The 17,957-nt window shown below is 32.7% G+C and carries 21 protein-coding genes and 2 pseudogenes; 13 read left to right on the top strand and 10 right to left on the bottom strand.

Annotated elements, in window-relative coordinates:
- Positions 1-243 precede the first annotated feature (243 nt).
- Positions 244-1,434, bottom strand: coding sequence for a M3 family metallopeptidase (locus Q9306_RS17280; protein ID WP_306200691.1), 1,191 nt, complete (start codon positions 1,432-1,434; stop codon positions 244-246).
- Between the two features lie 11 nt (positions 1,435-1,445).
- Positions 1,446-2,012: a gluzincin family metallopeptidase gene (locus tag Q9306_RS17275; RefSeq protein ID WP_306200689.1), complete on the bottom strand. Its 567-nt coding sequence runs from the start codon at positions 2,010-2,012 to the stop codon at positions 1,446-1,448.
- Between the two features lie 178 nt (positions 2,013-2,190).
- Between Q9306_RS17275 and Q9306_RS17270 the strand changes: the two genes are divergently transcribed.
- The 3 genes and pseudogenes from Q9306_RS17270 (at position 2,191) to Q9306_RS17260 (ending at position 4,948) form a co-directional block, all read left to right on the top strand.
- On the top strand, positions 2,191-3,096 hold the full coding sequence (locus Q9306_RS17270) for a winged helix-turn-helix domain-containing protein (protein ID WP_306200687.1): 906 nt from the start codon (positions 2,191-2,193) through the stop codon (positions 3,094-3,096).
- Positions 3,097-3,608: 512 nt separating this feature from the next.
- Positions 3,609-4,094, top strand: a pseudogene (locus Q9306_RS17265) (endonuclease/exonuclease/phosphatase family protein); the annotation flags it as partial.
- Positions 4,095-4,222: 128 nt separating this feature from the next.
- On the top strand, positions 4,223-4,948 hold the full coding sequence (locus Q9306_RS17260) for a metallophosphoesterase family protein (protein ID WP_306200685.1): 726 nt from the start codon (positions 4,223-4,225) through the stop codon (positions 4,946-4,948).
- Between the two features lie 499 nt (positions 4,949-5,447).
- Here Q9306_RS17260 and Q9306_RS17255 read toward each other — a convergent pair whose 3' ends face one another.
- The gene (locus Q9306_RS17255) at positions 5,448-5,891 is read right to left on the bottom strand and encodes an Lrp/AsnC family transcriptional regulator (protein WP_306200683.1); all 444 of its coding nucleotides are present in this window, start codon (positions 5,889-5,891) and stop codon (positions 5,448-5,450) included.
- Between the two features lie 154 nt (positions 5,892-6,045).
- On the opposite strand from Q9306_RS17255, the gene Q9306_RS17250 reads away from it, so the two are divergent.
- Both Q9306_RS17250 and Q9306_RS17245 read left to right on the top strand, forming a co-directional pair.
- Entirely contained in the window at positions 6,046-7,344 is a 1,299-nt protein-coding gene (locus Q9306_RS17250) for an APC family permease (RefSeq protein ID WP_306200681.1), read from the top strand.
- A gap of 189 nt (positions 7,345-7,533) precedes the next feature.
- Positions 7,534-8,199 (top strand): DUF1349 domain-containing protein, encoded by a 666-nt coding sequence (locus Q9306_RS17245; protein WP_306200679.1) that lies wholly within the window; start codon positions 7,534-7,536, stop codon positions 8,197-8,199.
- Positions 8,200-8,477: 278 nt separating this feature from the next.
- On the opposite strand, the gene Q9306_RS17240 is transcribed toward Q9306_RS17245, so the two are convergent.
- Together Q9306_RS17240 and Q9306_RS17235 are read right to left on the bottom strand one after the other, a co-directional pair.
- Positions 8,478-8,723 (bottom strand): cytoplasmic protein, encoded by a 246-nt coding sequence (locus tag Q9306_RS17240; protein WP_306200677.1) that lies wholly within the window; start codon positions 8,721-8,723, stop codon positions 8,478-8,480.
- Between the two features lie 216 nt (positions 8,724-8,939).
- Positions 8,940-9,347: a ribosomal maturation YjgA family protein gene (locus tag Q9306_RS17235; RefSeq protein WP_306200675.1), complete on the bottom strand. Its 408-nt coding sequence runs from the start codon at positions 9,345-9,347 to the stop codon at positions 8,940-8,942.
- A 417-nt stretch (positions 9,348-9,764) separates the two neighbouring features.
- Here Q9306_RS17235 and Q9306_RS17230 point away from each other — a divergent pair, with 417 nt between their 5' ends.
- Complete coding sequence (locus Q9306_RS17230) at positions 9,765-10,829, top strand: DmpA family aminopeptidase (RefSeq protein WP_306200673.1); 1,065 nt, start codon at positions 9,765-9,767, stop codon at positions 10,827-10,829.
- Positions 10,830-10,920: 91 nt separating this feature from the next.
- Here Q9306_RS17230 and Q9306_RS17225 read toward each other — a convergent pair.
- A pseudogene (locus tag Q9306_RS17225) lies at positions 10,921-11,019 on the bottom strand (cobalamin biosynthesis protein CbiX); the annotation flags it as partial.
- 25 nt (positions 11,020-11,044) lie between these two features.
- On the opposite strand from Q9306_RS17225, the gene Q9306_RS17220 reads away from it, so the two are divergent.
- The 7 genes from Q9306_RS17220 (at position 11,045) to Q9306_RS17190 (ending at position 14,949) form a co-directional block, all read left to right on the top strand.
- Positions 11,045-11,437, top strand: coding sequence for a hypothetical protein (locus Q9306_RS17220; RefSeq protein ID WP_306200671.1), 393 nt, complete (start codon positions 11,045-11,047; stop codon positions 11,435-11,437).
- A gap of 102 nt (positions 11,438-11,539) precedes the next feature.
- The gene (locus Q9306_RS17215; protein ID WP_306200669.1) at positions 11,540-11,674 is read left to right on the top strand and encodes a hypothetical protein; all 135 of its coding nucleotides are present in this window, start codon (positions 11,540-11,542) and stop codon (positions 11,672-11,674) included.
- Positions 11,675-11,820: 146 nt separating this feature from the next.
- Positions 11,821-12,717, top strand: a complete 897-nt coding sequence (locus Q9306_RS17210) for a PhzF family phenazine biosynthesis protein (protein ID WP_306200667.1) — start codon at positions 11,821-11,823, stop codon at positions 12,715-12,717.
- A 40-nt stretch (positions 12,718-12,757) separates the two neighbouring features.
- Complete coding sequence (locus tag Q9306_RS17205; protein WP_306200665.1) at positions 12,758-13,261, top strand: NUDIX hydrolase; 504 nt, start codon at positions 12,758-12,760, stop codon at positions 13,259-13,261.
- Entirely contained in the window at positions 13,262-13,714 is a 453-nt protein-coding gene (locus Q9306_RS17200; RefSeq protein ID WP_371932396.1) for a GNAT family N-acetyltransferase, read from the top strand.
- 329 nt (positions 13,715-14,043) lie between these two features.
- Positions 14,044-14,223, top strand: a complete 180-nt coding sequence (locus tag Q9306_RS17195; RefSeq protein WP_371932398.1) for a hypothetical protein — start codon at positions 14,044-14,046, stop codon at positions 14,221-14,223.
- 348 nt (positions 14,224-14,571) lie between these two features.
- Positions 14,572-14,949, top strand: coding sequence for a hotdog family protein (locus Q9306_RS17190; protein ID WP_306200658.1), 378 nt, complete (start codon positions 14,572-14,574; stop codon positions 14,947-14,949).
- Positions 14,950-15,129: 180 nt separating this feature from the next.
- Here Q9306_RS17190 and Q9306_RS17185 read toward each other — a convergent pair whose 3' ends face one another.
- The 4 genes from Q9306_RS17185 to tnpA all read right to left on the bottom strand — a co-directional run bounded on the left by Q9306_RS17185 (position 15,130) and on the right by tnpA (position 17,764).
- Positions 15,130-15,576, bottom strand: a complete 447-nt coding sequence (locus Q9306_RS17185) for a GNAT family N-acetyltransferase (protein WP_306200657.1) — start codon at positions 15,574-15,576, stop codon at positions 15,130-15,132.
- An 82-nt stretch (positions 15,577-15,658) separates the two neighbouring features.
- A complete protein-coding gene (locus Q9306_RS17180; RefSeq protein ID WP_306200759.1) occupies positions 15,659-16,102 on the bottom strand; it encodes an aminoacyl-tRNA deacylase in 444 nt (147 codons plus the stop codon).
- 175 nt (positions 16,103-16,277) lie between these two features.
- Entirely contained in the window at positions 16,278-17,357 is a 1,080-nt protein-coding gene (locus tag Q9306_RS17175) for an RNA-guided endonuclease InsQ/TnpB family protein (protein WP_306200655.1), read from the bottom strand.
- Between the two features lie 5 nt (positions 17,358-17,362).
- Positions 17,363-17,764 carry an IS200/IS605 family transposase gene (gene tnpA, locus Q9306_RS17170; RefSeq protein ID WP_306200653.1) on the bottom strand — a complete coding sequence of 134 codons (402 nt, stop codon included), beginning with the start codon at positions 17,762-17,764 and terminating at the stop codon, positions 17,363-17,365.
- Positions 17,765-17,957 lie beyond the last annotated feature (193 nt).

Below are 17,957 nucleotides of genomic sequence, written 5' to 3'. Positions count from 1 at the left end.
AGGGTTTAAGAATGGGAATACGCTTCCGTTATGACTGATTATGGATTTTACTTATATTTAAAAACAAAGGAAGACAAAAAAACAATTTAGCAAAGGTCCTAGGGGTTTTTAGATTTGAATAGTATTTTGCACTATTTGAGTAGAAATAAATCAAGTTCCATAAACGACCGTTTATGGAACTTGAAAATTTACTATCTTGGGCACAAAAAAAATTATTCTGCCTTTGAAATGAACTGGATTAAATTAACTATCTGAAAGATGAATATATTCTTCTATATTCTTAATAATTTGATTAATAGATTGCTGCCAAAATTTTGGATTAGAAAGATCAATATTAAAGTAATAGTATACTAATTCTTCAACTGGCCTTTTTCCAGTTTCACTTAAGAACCTTTTATATTTCGAATTAAATTCACTACCATCCTGTTTTGCAATGGCTAACAGACCTAAACTTAATAGATAGCCAAAAGTATAAGGATAATTATAAAAAGGAATGTTAGGTTCATAAAAATGCCCATATTTTATCCAAACAAAAGGTTGATACTGTTCTAAGCTATCACCATAGGCTCTTTTCTGAGATTCGATTGATAACTCCTCTATTTGAATAGAACTTAATGGACCATCTTTACTTTTTTCATAGAAAAGTTGTTCAAATATAAATGATCCTCGAACTGCCATTAAATAATTTAGGCTACTTTGTATTTTATAGTTAAGTAAAGATTGTTTAATTTCCAAATCACTCGTAACGGTAATTAAATGATCAACAAAAATTAATTCAAATAAAATAGATGAACACTCTGCGATACTCATTGGAAAATGTTCTTCTAAAAAAGAAAGAGAGGGAGCATCTTTTAACTGCTTAAAATGCCATGCATGTCCTATCTCATGTGCTAGTATTCTTACACTCTCTATCGTTCCGTCGTATCGTAAAGAAATTCTAGATTCTCCCTCACTTAGAAAGGGCGCACAAAAACCTCCAGGAGGTTTATTCGTTCTTGGTTCTGCATCTACCCAACCATCTGTTATTACATGAAGTGCAAAGTGAGCCATTTCATCATCGATCATTTCTAATGAATTGAATATTTCTTCTACAGCTTTTGAAAAAGACATTTTTCCTTGTTTATTTTGTTGAGAAGTCATTAATTGATGCCATGTTAACTTTTCCGCATTATTCTTTTTAAAGTCTAGAAAACGAGTTAAATTTTTAAAATTCTTATCTATTGTCTCCCACATTGTAAAGAGTGATTTTTGAGAAATTCCATTCAAATGAAGAGAATCTGATAATATATCATCTTTTTGTAGGACAGAGTTTTGAGACAACCGTAATCGTGCAAAGTTATTAAAAACGGCACCAAAAAGATTCTTTTCCTTATCTAATTTACTTGTTAGAAGCTCAAACGCTTGCATTCTTTTGATAGGGTCATCATGATTCATAGCTAAATCATTCACTTCACTAAAAAAATTACTTTTTTATTATCATCATCAATAAATTCAATCTCTAATTTATTTTTAAGCTGAGTGTACATATCTTTCCAATGATTCAATTCATTTCTTGTAAAATTTATAATTTGTTCTTCAATACCAGTATAAATGTTAGTAGATAAATCAGGAATAAAGGGTTGCACAAAAGGAAGGCTATACCATTTCTTTTGGGTTTCAGCAGGAAGTTTGCTTATATATTTTTGCCAATCTGACAATAAAGAATGAGCTTCATCTTTGAGGGAAGTTATTTTGTTATGCAATGAAGTAGGAATAGAATGATCTTTTGATTCAGAAGTAAGACAGTAACAATAGTATTCTGCTTTTTCAAGTCTGCTGCGGACATCGGAGAAGCTCTGTAGCATTTTTTTATCAATGAAACTTTCACTGTTAAATTTTGAATAAGTCTGTTCTTTTAAATAATGAATTAAAATTTTAATTTCGTTTAATTCATTAGATAAAGTTTGATCACATTCATTTGGATATAATCTTTGTAAGTCCCAGCGTGTAGACTTATGAGGAATTTGATTCATAAATACAACCTCCAATAGTATTATCGCATTAGTTCTTAAAATTAAGAACTAAATTACAAGTTCAATATTATCAGAAAAATATAAAAACGAAAATAAATTTAGAATAATTATTCTTGTTCGAATGTTGCATATTTTGATATTCTATAATTAATATCCTAATAGGAGAGGGAGGTAAGTAATGTCATATCGTGTAACAGTGGATGATTCAATAGTTTATGAATTACTTTTAAGTTTTTTATTATATAAAAGAAGGAAAAATCTAAAATATTTGTATAAAGGTACTAGTTGGATTGAAAATGTTAATGCTAAACTAACTGACCATTATAAAAGTAAACTTGAACAATTTGAAGATGTATCTTTTGGGGATGTGCTATGCTTAATAATTGAAGGGTGTCCTCAAAAAGATGATATTCATTCATTTTTAGATTGGTTCCAGAAAGTATCAATAACCACATTGTATGAATTACTAGCATCACACCTAAAAAAAGAAGATTCTCATCTTTTACTTAATCTAGAAAATCAAAAAAAAAATTATTTTTATTTCCTATCAGAGTGGTATAACCAGTACTTTAAATTTGAGAATATAGAGAAAAAAATAACTAATGAGGCTTCAAAATTTAGTGAAAAAGCCGAAACATATTCACCAGAAGAGTTGGTAGAAGAGTTTGCGACTGGCCTTAAAATAGAAATTCCAACAATTAAGCACGTTGTTCTAATTCCTTCTCTTCACTTTTGTCCGCTCCATACTTTTAGTATTTTTAAAGAAAAAATGTTTGTGTGGTATCCTGTAAGTTTTGAAGAATCAAGAAAAAAAATATTTAACATTTCAAAAGCCCTTGCAGATCAAAAACGTTTAGATATACTTCAGCTCCTTTCAAGAAATAAATATAAATTTACGGATATATTAAATTATATAGGCGGAGCTAAAGGGAACCTCCATCATCACCTGATGATATTGCGATCAGCAAACCTTATACGTGTACATCTATCTAGTAATAATCAATTTTATCTCAGTACACGTACAGAATTTGTTTCTGAAATAGAGGAGAAAATGATAGATTTTATTCAATATGCTAATGCATAGTATTGTCTGTGAAACTAAGTGCTAAATATGTAGATTTGAAATAAAGTTTAATTAAAAAATAACCTCTTCGGATGTGATATCCGTAAGAGGTTATTTTTTTATGAAAAACAGGTGTATTTCATGCATTAAGTTAAAAGTTTGCTTTGCTCAATCTTTGTTCTATTAAAATCAACGTTTGCAGCATCACTCTAATCAAACTTTATTCCAAACCAATAATTGATTCATTTTCTAGAAAAGGAGTCTTAAAGGAAAGAATTTTATATATCTTTCAAAATGGCTATATTCATCGTCCCAAGAACCACAGCAGATCACAAATTATAATTGAATATATTGGAAGGAAAGGATAATATAATTGATATATTTCAAATTTAATTAACAAATATATTTATAATTTATCAAGGAGTACACAAAATGAATAGGAAAAGAAAAAAGATAATTATTACTTTAATTTTATTTTTTATATGCTCCATTATTTATTGGTATATAGCTAGCATTTCACTAATTCATTCCCTATTGCTTCTTATAATATAGAAAATTTTTCAACTCAAACGGATGATGCAAAAGTCACAAGACTAGCAGAAGCAATTGTAAAGAACATGAAACAGCCAGACATTATCGGCCTGATGGAAGTACAAGATAATGATGGACCAACAGACAGCGGCACGACTGATGCAAACAAGAGTGCAGCAGTATTGATTACTAAAATTAAGTCTCTAGGTGGACCTAATTACACTTATACTGATATTGCACCAGAAGACAAAGCAGATGGTGGTGAGCCTGGAGGAAATATTCGTGTAGGATTTCTGTATAATCCGGATCGTGTATCACTTATAAAAGGCACAAAAGGAACAGCGACACAAGCAGTCCACTTTCAAAACAATAAGCTGATTCTAAATCCTCGCCGCATCGATCCAATCAATCCAGCCTTCTGTTCAAGTCGAAAACCATTAGCAGCACAGTTCAAATTTAATGAGAAAGACGTTATTGTAGCTGCTAACTGGTGCCTTTGGGATTTGAACTGAATCTTGAGGTATGAATATTTATTTCATATAAATTAAGGGCGGAATTCTTTTCATATTTATGATGAAATAAAAGTGAAACTATAAATTCTGAAGGGGTAATTGGTATGAAAATTGCTATAATGGCTGACATTCATGGAAATAAAGATGCCTTACAAGCTGTGCTAACAGATATTAATAACCGAGGGATTCAATCTATTTATAATTTAGGGGATAGCTTATATGGTCCTTTATTTCCACTGGAAACCTATGATCTTTTAATGAACCAAAATATTCAAAGTATTAAAGGGAATTGCGATCGAATTTTATTAGAGCCTAATACGTCTAATTTAACGGTTCAATATGTACAGAATTTATTAGAGGATGAGCATAAAACGTGGATTTCTAATTTACCTAATTTCTTACAAACAGATGATTTTTATTTTTGTCATGGAACACCGACAAGTGATGAAGTATATTTGTTAGAGGAAATGAACTCTAGTGGATCAGTGCTTAAAAAGACAGAAGATATTATGAAATTAGTAAGTGGTATTCCACAAAGGCTTATTTTTTGTGCGCATACACATATACCAAGAGTCATTTATCTTCCAAATGATAAAATAATTATTAATCCAGGAAGTGTTGGGCTACCAGCTTATGAAGATGAATTACCAATCTATCATAAAATGGAATCAGGTTCACCATTTGCTAATTATACAATTGTTACAAAACAAGAAAATGATTGGATGATAGAGCAATTACATATTCCTTATAATCGAGATGGAGCAATTAACAAAAGTGAAATAAACGGTCGCTTAGATTGGGCTAGAGCAGTGAAAACAGGAAGAATATAAACTTTTATAAACTGAGAAGTATGATGATAATACCCTTTAGCCATAATTACGACTAAAGGTTTTTTTAGTATAAAAAATGAAACAAATATAAAATTACAAGGAGACAATTTTATGGAAAATAATAAAAATGGAATACTCGCTTTGATTGTTTTTTCTTTAGGTTTAGCATTTTTTGTTGGTGGCATGGTTTATTCATTATGGGGATCATTTTGAATACTTAAATGCTTACATTGTCGGTTTGAAACAAAGATGCACGGTTTGTAAGAAAGTCGTACTGTTTATAAAAAAGATGAACTGAAATAACTTATTTAAGTGGCGAAGGAATTTCATTTCATCCTTTTTATTGAACTAATGGAGCAGGATAGTTGTAGAATATTGGTTAAAAAATATCAACTGTTTTTTTCGTTTTGAGGAGAAATACATTTCTTAACTTGTTAATCATTCGTTCAATAACAAAAACCTGAATTTATAGAGTGATAACTTCCAATTTAAGTGAAACTTAATAATCATGAACAGGGAGCAAAGGGCGATACATAATAGGTGATGAAAGTACTACAGATGTGTTTAATTGTCCGAAAGGAATAAGTCGATCTACGAGGGCTGTTACATCTTTCATTGAGGCAACTGCCACCTTCATAAAATAACTATTTGTTCCTGTCACCCTATGACACTCTAGAATATCCATTTCCTCTTTAATTATCTCCTCAAATCGGTGGCACTCTATTTTTAAGTTTCCTATTTGAATGATTACAAGTGTGTCTTTTCCAATTGCCTCATGAGAAATACGGGCTGTAAAACCTTGAATGACCCCATTTTCTTGCAATCGCCGCAATCGCTCATTTACACTAGGGCGACTAAGATTCAATTTTTTCGATAACTGAATAATTGTTATTCGGCCATCCTCCTGAAGGAGTTCTACTATTTTTCGGTCAATGTTATCCAAAGTTATCCTCTCCTCTTCCTAATTGTAAATAATTATATTGTTATTTATTCAAAATATAAAGTTTCAACAGTCTAAAATATTCAATAGTTTATATAAAATAAGGAAATAACCTTCTACAATGTAATTATACATAAATAGTAAGGAGAGGATGATTTTGTCACAATTATTGAAGCAAACCATTTCAGTTCCACAAGGAATCGCCTTATATGTGGGAGCTGTTTTAGGATCAGGAATTTTGATATTGCCCGGTATGACAGCGGGTATTGCGGGTTCAAATGCATTAGTTTCATGGATAATAATGATACTTCTTAGCATTCCATTAGCCTGTACATTTGCCTTTCTTTCAATCGATTTCCCTAGTCCAGGAGGAATATTGACTTTTGCAAACAAAGCTTTTGGGCATTATGCAGGTGCTCTCTTTGGATGTTTTTTTTTCATTGCAGGAAGTGTAGGGCAAATTATTGTCTCATTAACTGGTGGGACTTACATAGCTTTTGCATTTAACTTGCCACATTTTGCTGCCTATGTCATTGCAAGTGTATTGCTCATCATTGCGGTTATCGGAAACTATGTGGGATTACAAACAAGTGGGAAAGTTCAATTAGGTTTGGCCGGGCTTACATTTTTTATTTTATTGAGTACATCAGTGTTAGCTTTTCCAGTTATTCACCTTGAGAGTATAACACTCCATATTACAAAGAACAGCCTCATTCCAATTGGTCAATCTGCAATGCTTATTTTTTGGTCATTTTTTGGATGGGAAGCTATCTCCAGCTTAGCACCAGAATTTAAAAACCCAAGAAAACAAAACATTATGCGATCTACATGGGGAGCTATTGTTATAATCGGTGTTTTGTACTTTGGTATTATTTTGGCTGTGATTGGTACGGAATCCTATTCAACGGGAGAACAAACTGTTAATCAGGCTATGAATAATGCAGCAATAGCCCAAGTTATGGAAAAAGTTGCAGGGGTAAATGGTGCCTGGGTAACAGCAATTCTCGCTTTTATTATATGTTTAGGAACAAACAATGCGTTTATTGCGAGTATGAGTCGGTTAGGTTATTCCTTATCTCATGAACATCTAGCACCGTCATGGTTGGATCGCATTAACGAAAAATATTCAACCCCTAGTCGTGCGGTTTTATTAGTAGGATCGATTGCAGCACTGGGTTTATTGTTAAGTTTTATTTTTGACATTGGATTAGAACAGTTAATATTTATTCCTAACTCATTAGCAATCGCCACTTATGTTGTTGGCACAGCAGCTGGAGTTAAGTTGATTACAAATGTCTTGGGTAAGGTGTTAGCTGTGATAGCTTGTATACTTTGTCTTGCAGCTTATCCATTCATCGGTTCTTTTATCGCGATTCCAATCATTGTAGCCGTTTCATGTATCGTATATATCACTTGGAGAGAAAAAAGGGAGAAATATCGTGAAGAAGAAGCGTAGTTCCTTTCCTTTCATTTTTAAGAACGCTTGAACTCAGCTACACGAAAGTTCAGTTTATTTCCATCCTTAAGTTGATGGGCATGAGTAGAAGAACAAGAAAGAAATTAGGAGACATTTTATGTTTATTGGAATATTTGATAAAATCATTATTATGGTAATAATTGAGAAAAGTTTAGGGGGATATATTTGATGAGTTCATTAGCATTATATGAATCGTTTCGAAGTGATACGATTCATTCGGATTTAAAGTGGTATTGTCAACCAGAGAATTGGAACATAAAAAAGGAAAATGCTGGTCTTATCATTGAACCTAATGAGAGGACTGATTATTGGCAAAAAACTCACTATGGTTTTGCTGTTGATAATGGGCATTTTCTTTATACAGAAATGAATGAGGATGTCATTATTACGACTAGAGTACGATCATATCCTGTGCATCAATATGATCAAGCGGGACTAATGGTACGCTTTTCTAAAGATTGTTGGATCAAAACATCTATTGAATACGAACCAAATGGCTCATGTAAACTTGGAGCAGTTGTTACAAATCATGGATACTCAGATTGGTCTACTCAAAATTATACTCAGGGGCCATTAGATTTATATTTTCGTATACGTAGGGAATCTGGAGATTATATCGTCGAATTTTTGGAAGTTGAAGAAGATAAAATACTTTCACTAAGTGAACTGATGGAACGAGAGTGGAATCAGCTACGAATTGCTAGATTAATGGAAGATACAGAGGGACAAGTATTTCAATGTGGGATATATGCTTGTAGTCCACAAGGAAAAGGTTTTGTGGCCGAATTTGACTTTTTATCTATCGAAAAAGGAGTTCTGGTACAAAAAATATGAAAGAACAAGAATAACGAACAGTAGTCTTATATTGAAATGATACTTTATGTTATAAGTCAAAACACTGGATAAATAAATTTTCTTACATAAAAACTTTGTGTTATTTGAATATGAAATGAACATAACCATGCATAAATGTCTCGATAAAAATGGTAGTAGGCTGAAAAAGACGTCTTAGTGTAGCGTGGAATTTTAAAAAGCCCTTTCAGAAGAAGATCTGAAGGGGTTTTGCATTTATAAAATTCCTGTTATTTGAAGTTGATGCTGTTATTTTTTAACTAAAACCATCTTTTGTGCATTTCGCTTAAAAACTTGTTTGTGATTTTAAACCCAGAACTTTCTCCTATAATAGAGTCAATCCCGCAATAAGGACAAACTGCTGTGTTATCATCATCCCACCATTCTGTAATTTTTCCCGGATTGAAAATTTTTAAACAATAAAAACAACCACATATAGTATCCTTTTCTAAGTAGTTTTTATTACGAGAACAGAAACGATGTGCTTCCTCAAAATATGTTTCCAATTGTATCCCTCTTTTCGTGATTCTCTCCAATTCTTTACTGTGATTTTCCTTAGCATAACGTATCATTATACGCGGTAAACACAGGGATTAATACTTTATTTTAATGGAACCAAAAAGACAATTTATAATTCCAAATGTTTATTCAATTGGTGTGCTGAAAAAACAGAAGTAAAGTATTTCATTTAACGATGTAGAATGGTGTGTGTAGAGATTGGTTTAAATGAGATTGCTAGGTTTTCGAATCCATACAAATAACATTTCACTTATCACACCTACTCCAATGCCTATTGCATAAGCCAATAAGTCACTCCACAAAAAGCCATACCCTAATATCAATCCACCTAAAGTTGTTTCTCGAATATGATCAATCCAACTAGCATGGTACAGTTGGCTAAATTCAATGATATAGCAAAATGATATAGCTAGTAACGCAACGGTTTTTGTATGAGCTCTTTTAAAAATAAAACCAAAACCAACAAAAATCATTAATGCCCACAGTGCATCTCCTAAGCATGTATTCAAAATATGTGGTAACACATGAGCTATTTTTCTTGATGTTAGCCCTAAAATAATTACAATGATGGTCATCATTGCGTACAGTAATCGATTACGTTTATATGTCATATGGAAATTGCTCCTCAAAGTATTTTTTCAAAAATGAATAGGTGAATGATTTATATTTTTTGCTTATACATTAAAATGGTGTCACGTGGTGCAAATATGTTCTTTTTATGAATACAGATTGTAGTTTATATCATTCCTGTAATAAGAGGATTTTTATATATTATAAGATGAATAACAATAAAAGGAAATATTCAATCGTTGTTTCTATATAGTGAATTAGCGGTGTGGAACGTATAAAAGGAGTTGCTTCGTTATTTTTGCAGTTATATTTTTTTCTGTGGTTTGGATATATCTTCTTTATTGAAAGAATTAGCAACAAGTTTCTTTAGGGTCTGTCCTAAAGAATATTTTTCATAAAAATAGAACCAATTATAATCTGATTTGAACACATTTGTTTGGAAAAATGGAGGCTTATTTATGTTTAGTCAAAAAAGAATAAGAGATTATGGTGTGAAAATAGGACGCTTAGAAACAGGCTATTATAACTCTATTACAGATGTTGAAGGAGTTACTGTTGGGCATGTAACTCTTAGTGATAAGGATATACAAACAGGTGTCACAGCTATTCTTCCTCATCAAGGCAATATATTTAAGGAAAAACTAATTGCCTCAAGCTATGTAATTAATGGGTTTGGCAAGACTATGGGGACCATACAAATCAATGAGTTAGGTACATTAGAATCTCCCATAATTTTAACGAATACATTAAGTATCGGAGCAGCTGCAGATGCATTAATTGAATATATGTTAGAACATAATCCAGAAATAGGACGAACGACTGGGACTGTTAATCCAATCGTATGTGAATGCAACGATATGCTATTAAACGATGTTCGAGCTAGATTTATAACTAAAGAACATGTTATTCAAGCATTAAACAATGCCTCATCCGAAGTCCAAGAAGGTACTGTTGGAGCAGGTACTGGAATGCTTTGTTATTCATTAAAAGGTGGTATTGGTACTGCCTCCAGATTAATGAGAATGGAACATGGAACTTATACGATGGGTGTTTTAGTGTTGTCTAACTTTGGAATCTTGAGTGATTTAAAAGTGAATGGAAAAGCTGTTGGAGAAGAATTGAGAGATGCTATCCTTCAGTCGCGTGAGGAACAAGATAAGGGTTCAATTATTATAATTGTTGGAACAGATCTTCCCGTATCAGAAAGGCAGCTAAACCGGATTATAAAAAGAACTATAACAGGCTTATCACGTACTGGTTCTATCATTACAACTGGAAGTGGTGAGGTGGTAATTGGTTTTTCAACAGCTACAAAAATATCCCATGAAAAAACTGCACATTGCATTTCGGTTCCAATGATTCATGAAGAAGATATAGATTTAGCATTTCGAGCTATTGGTGAGGCTACTGAAGAGGCAGTTTTGAACTCATTAGTGACTGCCACACATGTTATTGGACGAAATGGGAATGAAAGACCCGCTTTCAAAGATTTATTAGAAAAATACAATATTCAATTAACATAGAAAGTGTAAATAATTTTTTATAAGTGATATTTCTTACTAACAAGCCAAGCGATAACACTGATTCTGGGACTTTTCATTCCCAGAATCAGTATTATCGGAAGTCAATGTTGTCGTTAGTTCGGATTCGATTTTTGTATAGTTGACGAAACTTAACGAAAGAGATAATCCTTCAAGGTAAGATATATCCCAGCATATAACCAAAGGACGGTGGTTTAATGAAGGTGATTACTCGTTTATTACTACTATTTAGTCTAGTGATAGCAGTAGCAGCGTGTAAAAATGAAAATCATTCAAGTACCATTTTATCTGTTGGAAAACCTATAGAAAACAATGATATACATTTTAAAAACACAGATGAGAATAAAAAGATTCGTATAATTAATGAGATTTTTAACAACAAGAAATGGGATGTTAATAAGGAGTTTGATGTGAGAGGAAAAACTCCAGATTTAGTTCTCGAAATTAACAATCCTAACAAAGGACTACCTTCATTAAGCGTTATGACATATTTTAATGAAAATGGAGCCAATGTTATAAATTTTAAGGCTGAACATACATTTCTAAATAGTGTAGAAGCTGAAAAAATTAGAGAGGCAGCCAGTATATAAAAAATTAATGTAATTTTAATGAATGACTAGAAAGTAAAACTAGTGAAATGGATTAAATATCTTACTTATTCTTAACAGGAATTTAGGTGGTGGAAACGAATATTGAAATTATTATATAAAATATTTGATGAAAGACATATAGAGCGGTATACCAAATATCATGAAAAGTATCATACATACGGTGTATTTGAGTTAGCTGATGGTGCAGTTTTACGTCATCATCATGAGGACGAGTAAAAGAATGGACAAGCAATTTTCAGCAGTTAGAATATGAAAAAGTAGAATATGTGACGATGAATGGCAACCGCTCTAATGGGTTAGTATATATGGGAAGTTTGAAGTAATAAATTTCTTGAATCTTATGTGACGAAGGGATGAATCCATTGCATACAGTAAAAGTTTATCATTATGATGCATTTAGCAATAAACCAAATAAGGGAAATCCAGCAGGAGTTGTTTTACATGCTGACAAATTAACAGATGATGAGATGCAAAATATAGCTTATAAAGTAGGATTTAACGAGACTGCCTTTTTAATGCAATCAAGCGTAGCAGATTGGAGGATTCGTTTCTTTACACCAGGATATGAAATGGATCTTTGTGGTCATGGAACTGTAGCTGCCATTTACGCAATGCAGACTAGAGGTTTAATAGAAGAGATAGGAAACTTTACAATTGAAACGAAAGCAGGAGTTTTACCGATACAAGTAGAGTTAGATTTCAACAGTAGACCATACATAACGATGAAACAAGCAAACCCACAGTTTCAAAAATTTCATAGTTCAAGAGAAAAATTATCTTCTTCTATCGGTCTACATGAGAATGATTTAGAAGAAAACTTACCAATTGTATATGGAAGTACAGGGAATTGGACTTTATTAGTTCCAGTGAAAAAGCTGACGTCATTTAAAAAGATGAAACCTAACAACAAGTTATTTCCATCTATCTTAACAGAAATGCCTCGGGCATCGATTCACCCTTTCTGTTTAGAAACATACGACTCAAATGCTCACATGCATGCGCGTCATTTTTCATCAGCATATGCTGGTACAATAGAAGACCCGGTAACTGGTACAGCGTCTGGCGTTATGGGAGCATATTACGTTACGTTTATTGATGAAAAGTTTAAAGAGAAAAAAGAACTTTTAGTAGAGCAGGGACACGAAATGGGAAAAGATGGACGAGTGAGAGTAATGGTGAGAAAAGAACAGGATGATACTTTAGAGGTTAAGATTTCGGGGAGTGCCGTGTATGTGGACGAGTTTGAAGTTACTTTATAAAAATGTTTGGCAATTGTTAACGGATGGAGGTATTTAGATTTTGAATGTATTATTAGGAATTTCAGAAATTGATGAAAATAAAGTTAAAATAAACTACAGAGAAGCTGTCAGAGCTATTATTATTCAAGACAATAAGATTCTTCTCGTTCATTCTAACTTAGGAGATTATATATTTCCTGGGGGCGGGGTTGAAAAGAATGAAAGCCATGCAGAAGGATTAATGAGAGAGGTGGCTGAAGAAACAGGTTACCTTAACTGTGTAATTAAAAATAAAATGGGTGTGGTTGTTGAAAGGTATATAGATGAATATGATGAAAATGCTATATTTGAAATGACTTCACACTATTATTTTTGTGAAGTGAATGGTGTGAAAACAACTCAAAAATTAGAAGGCTATGAGCTTGAACAAGAATTTACACCACAATGGGTGAAGCTTGGAGATGCGATAAATCAAAATGAAAAAGTTATGACCCAATGTGAGAAAAATTGGTGGATACATCGAGAAAATTTTGTTTTAAAGGAACTGAAAAATATCAAAAGTTGAATGAATTATGTAATAGAAAGTGAGGATGGAAATTTGAAAGTTAGAATAGCAAATGAATTAGATTATCCTGCTTTAAGGCTGATATATTTAGAATCACGTCGTAAAAATTTCCATTGGGCGGATATAGAAGAAATGACTTTAGAAGATTTTGATAAGGATACTGTGGAAGAATATATTATTTTAGTAGAAGAAAATAATCATATTCTTGGATTTGTTTCTTTATACTTGCCTGAAAACTTTATACATAATTTATTTGTTCATCCTGATTATTCTGGTAAGGGTGTTGGTGGAGAGTTGCTTAATGCCTCCATCGAAAAAATGAATAAACCATTAAGATTGAAGTGCGTGTCTGAGAATGAAAAAGCGATGAAATTCTATGAAACCAAAGGTTGGAAGAAGGTTGTTGAAGAGGGAGGCCCTGGAGAAAAATATTGGGTTATGGAATATGAATAAAAATATATAATGAAGAGCCTGTTTGGTTAGGCTCTTTTTATGGTATCTTTGCTAACTAGATAGGTAAGTTGCAGTGGAAATATAAAAGGGATTCAATTTGTTTTCATTTACCTTTGTTTAGAAGGGAGCCTTTTCATCTAAGTTTGAGTTATATTACGAGCGTGTGTGTTTATTATAAAGAATACTAATTATTACTAACGTTTTTTAACTTCATCTATAAGGAAAAGAAGTAACATACTTAGTGATTCTATATAGCTATATAATTAATAGAGAGGTAAAAAACCTTGAGTAAGAAACGAATTGTATTTTCATGTTTAAGTTTTTCTGTTATTTTAGTAGTGTTTTTTTACACAAGAGGGTACAGTGGTGAATTTGTGCAATGGGGTGACAGTGTAAATTCTGTTAATACAGATATTCTTGAAAGAAATAATATTCCATATAAGGTAAAAGATAATAAAGTGTATATTCCCGAAGATGCCTTCGATAAGGCGATATGGTGTTGTTCTTAGGAGTGTAGATAAGTATTAATAAATCAACATTTATATTCTGTTTTTAAGCTGAAGGGGAATGTTATAAGAAGACCAAATTTTTATGGTATTTCATAAATAGAATTTTCTATTTTGATAATTATATATTTCTAATTTTAACACAAAACATCCATGATCCTTCGCTCTCTTTTTGATTATACTTTATTTCAGACCTACAAATATTGAATGAGGTAGGTTGAATTTAACATTTTGTATCTTCTTTTATCATGTCTCTGTATATTAAATACAAGAATAATTTGATATTAGTTAACTTTGTATGCAAACAGTGAAATTAAATGAATCATGAAATGTTTTTTAGGAGGGATATTGATGGGATTACAAGTAGGCGAAAAAATCACCTTTGAGCGAACATTTACGAAAGAAGATGTTGTAATATTTACGAAGGTATCAAAGGATGAAGGTGTTCATCATGTGACACCGGATGAACAAGGGCGATTTGTTGTACAAGGACTTTTAACATCAACACTCCCTACAAAAGTTGGCGGTGATTATAATGTATTGGCACGTAAGATGGATTTTGAATTCTTACGCCCAGTTTTTAGTGGTGATACGATACGTTGTGATGTAATTATTGAACAATTTGAACTGGATGAAAAAAATCGCACAAAAATTACTGCGGCGTTTTCATGTATAAATCAACTTGAAAAAGAAGTATTAAAAGGTAGTTTCTCAGGTGTAATTCTTTAATCATTTATCAAAATATGTAGTATAGCTTATAACAGGATTGAAAAATCATATAAGATAGATGGGCAATTTTGTACTATAGCGACTTACAGCGTTAAGGATATTCCAGCTTTAAAAATCCCAATCCCTCAATGATATAAATGAGAAATTGGGATTTAATTATTCAACAATTTCGCTCAATTGTTAAAGAGCATCCATTTTCCGCAAATGCTTTACAAATCTATAACCAGTTATTTCATAACCTAGGAATTTATACAGTTCGTGTGCCTTTACTCTTTTTTCACTTTTTCCACTTAGAAGATAAATAAAATCAGAGCCTCTTTTCAAAGACCATTCTTCTACATATTTAATCAATGCTTTCGCAATACCTTGACCGCGATATTCTTTCTTTGTAACTAGCGAGGTTATTTGGATCTTTCCATCGTTGTTTGTGTATGTAGTATGAACTGTTATTCCTATCATCCCTACTAAGTTTTTATCATTTATTGCAACAAAGGTGTAGTAATTTGGATTAGATTCGATACGTGCCATTCTTACTTTCATTTCATCTAATGAACTAGGATAACCTAAATCTGGCATTAAATCTGTTAATGGTATGATGTCGTCAGAATTATATTTTCTTATCTCCACTAAGGACCCCTCCACATTTTTTCTCTAATTGTATCATTTTTAGTAGGACCTTTAATCCAAGTGAACTTCTTTAATCAATACCTTAATCGAGAAAAGCAATAACTTGATTTATGTTTTCTATCGCATTTGGGTCAATCTTCAACGTTGATGTTGGTTCGCCTGTACCTCCGTAAACAAATGGATAGCACATAAGTCTTTTATCTAGGATACAAGGCAAAGGAAGAACTAGAGATACGCAGCCAACATTGTATCCAGTTATTTGCTTAACTTCTTGCGGAGTCGCCATTTTCAATTGATCGCATCCTAAAATTCCCGATACTTTTTGTAAATTTACACGTCCGCGACCACCAGAAACAATTAATGCAAAAAAATCTTTTTCTGACTTGATCACTAATGTTGCGGCCGTTTGACCAATCTCAATCCCAAAATAATCTGCACCCTCTTGTGCTGTACGTATTTGTTTTTCGTGATGAATAATTTCAAATGGAACTTCATGTTCTAGCAAAGTCATTTTTAAATTATTCATTGGCAAAAATCCCCCTTAGTTTGAGACTCCCACGACTAAAGTCGCAAGCCCTAATCCTTACGAATTAACGGGTGGGATTCTTGAATGACTAAATGTTCGCAATCCATTTCTGTTTTGAACAGCCTTCAAGATTAGGGCATCTCATTGCCCCTCCTAAACCAGACCATATAGGTGCTTAGGCTGATTGACTGTTACCATCAATCACAGTTGCGTAGCGAATATTCATCGCCCCAACGATATCACGATGTTTCTCAAATCCGCATTGACACTTGTACTTTCTGTCTTGTGCCTTGTTCTTTTCAGAACATTTCGGACATGTTTGACTTGTATAAGCAGGGTTCACATATTCGACCTTAATACCAACTATTTTCGCTTTGTACTCGATGAATTGCGCCAAACGATAGAATGACCAAGTGTGTAGATTTTTTTCGTTTTTACGGCTTGTTCGTGCCGTCTGCCTAATATTCGTTAGTTGTTCTAATCGAATGACAGAAATGTTATTATCAGTTGCAAAATTAATTATTTCACGACTTATTTTGTGGTCTTGATCTTGCATCCATCTTTGCTCTTTATCATCAAGTTGTCGAATGGCATTCAATTTCTTGCTTTTCCCTAACTTCTTACGGCCACCACGAAATTTCCGTTTCATGTATTTGTTTTGTCTACCGTTTCCAAAGAATCTAACTGTGTCATCATCCGTGATGGCTACCGCAGGAACTTTAAGACCTAAGTCTACACCTAAAATTTTTGTTCCCTCTCTTTCATTTGTGGAAATCGTTACAGATATTTGGGCAATCCACTTATTGGATTTTTTTGTTATGCGAAGTGTACCTAACTTGTGTTTCAACAAATCCAAGTTACGATTATGTTTATCCATTAACAAAGCCCGAACTTTTAAACGAGTTGATTTTCCACTCACCATAAACGGAATTGAAATGTGTGTGGAGTCAAATGAATAGTTTTGGTTGTTCCATACACAAACAGGTTTCTTTAGAATCGGAACAATTTTGTATCTACTTTTCTTCACTTTTGTAGAAAATACACTTTTCGCATCTTTAATTGCTTGATTTTTCATCGCACTTGGAATATCGGCTTCGATATCTTTTGTACTTTTCTTAGTGCTTTTCTTTGCTTCAACCATTTCAGATACAAGTGTATTAATGACTTTAATATACTCCTGGCTACTTTGTTCTAATAGTTGGATTTGTTCTTTTGTCGGAAGCAATTTAACCTTGACCGTGATAGTTTGTGACACAAGTTTCACCCCCTCGTTTTTTGATTTTCAACATAATGTTTTATTGTCTCACTTGATACATTTCCTGCAGTAGAAACAAAATAGGAGCGCGTCCATAGGCTTGGCAAGTGTTGAAGATGCGGAAATTCTTCTCTCAATTTTTTAGAAGTCACTCCTTTGATTTTTGCCATTGTATCAGCAGGACTAAGTGTTGGTAGTGTATTTAAGAACAAATGAACGTGGTCTTTGTCGCATTCCATTGCGACAATAACAATATCAAGTTCTCCGCATATTTCTTGAGTCAACTCTTTGAAACGTTCTTCTACTTTTTCATTAAGGAAAATCTTTCTTCTGTATCGTGGACAAAACACAAAATGGTAGTTAATTAATGACACCGTTGTTTTGGTTCTTCTATAATTATTTATCATATTTAAATTGTATCAGTTAAATTTATGAACTGCAACACAAAGACGAAAGAAAATAAAAATAAAAGCCACCGACATTTTGGATACTTAAAGCACCACAAACCTTGTGGTTTTCAGTGGCACTCCGTATCCAACCTCACTTGCACCCCATGCCTAAAGGCGATGGGCTTTCCCGTTCGGAAAGAGCTGTAAATTA

The organism is Bacillus multifaciens (assembly GCF_030756675.1).
Classification (GTDB): domain Bacteria; phylum Bacillota; class Bacilli; order Bacillales; family Bacillaceae_G; genus Bacillus_A; species Bacillus_A multifaciens.
This window is presented reverse-complemented; position numbering and strand designations above follow the sequence as displayed.

Excerpts from the sequence above, each read along its gene's own strand:
- Q9306_RS17220 (WP_306200671.1), top strand. The coding sequence starts at position 11,045 with ATGAAGGTGATTACTCGTTTATTACTACTATTTAGTCTAGTGATAGCA.
- Q9306_RS17230 (WP_306200673.1), top strand. The coding sequence starts at position 9,765 with ATGTTTAGTCAAAAAAGAATAAGAGATTATGGTGTGAAAATAGGACGC.
- Q9306_RS17275 (WP_306200689.1), bottom strand. The coding sequence starts at position 2,012 with ATGAATCAAATTCCTCATAAGTCTACACGCTGGGACTTACAAAGATTA.
- Q9306_RS17280 (WP_306200691.1), bottom strand. The coding sequence starts at position 1,434 with ATGAATCATGATGACCCTATCAAAAGAATGCAAGCGTTTGAGCTTCTA.
- Q9306_RS17190 (WP_306200658.1), top strand. The coding sequence starts at position 14,572 with ATGGGATTACAAGTAGGCGAAAAAATCACCTTTGAGCGAACATTTACG.
- Q9306_RS17235 (WP_306200675.1), bottom strand. The coding sequence starts at position 9,347 with ATGACATATAAACGTAATCGATTACTGTACGCAATGATGACCATCATT.
- Q9306_RS17180 (WP_306200759.1), bottom strand. The coding sequence starts at position 16,102 with ATGAATAATTTAAAAATGACTTTGCTAGAACATGAAGTTCCATTTGAA.
- Q9306_RS17260 (WP_306200685.1), top strand. The coding sequence starts at position 4,223 with ATGAAAATTGCTATAATGGCTGACATTCATGGAAATAAAGATGCCTTA.
- Q9306_RS17270 (WP_306200687.1), top strand. The coding sequence starts at position 2,191 with ATGTCATATCGTGTAACAGTGGATGATTCAATAGTTTATGAATTACTT.
- Q9306_RS17200 (WP_371932396.1), top strand. The coding sequence starts at position 13,262 with ATGAATTATGTAATAGAAAGTGAGGATGGAAATTTGAAAGTTAGAATA.
- tnpA (WP_306200653.1), bottom strand. The coding sequence starts at position 17,764 with ATGATAAATAATTATAGAAGAACCAAAACAACGGTGTCATTAATTAAC.
- Q9306_RS17245 (WP_306200679.1), top strand. The coding sequence starts at position 7,534 with ATGAGTTCATTAGCATTATATGAATCGTTTCGAAGTGATACGATTCAT.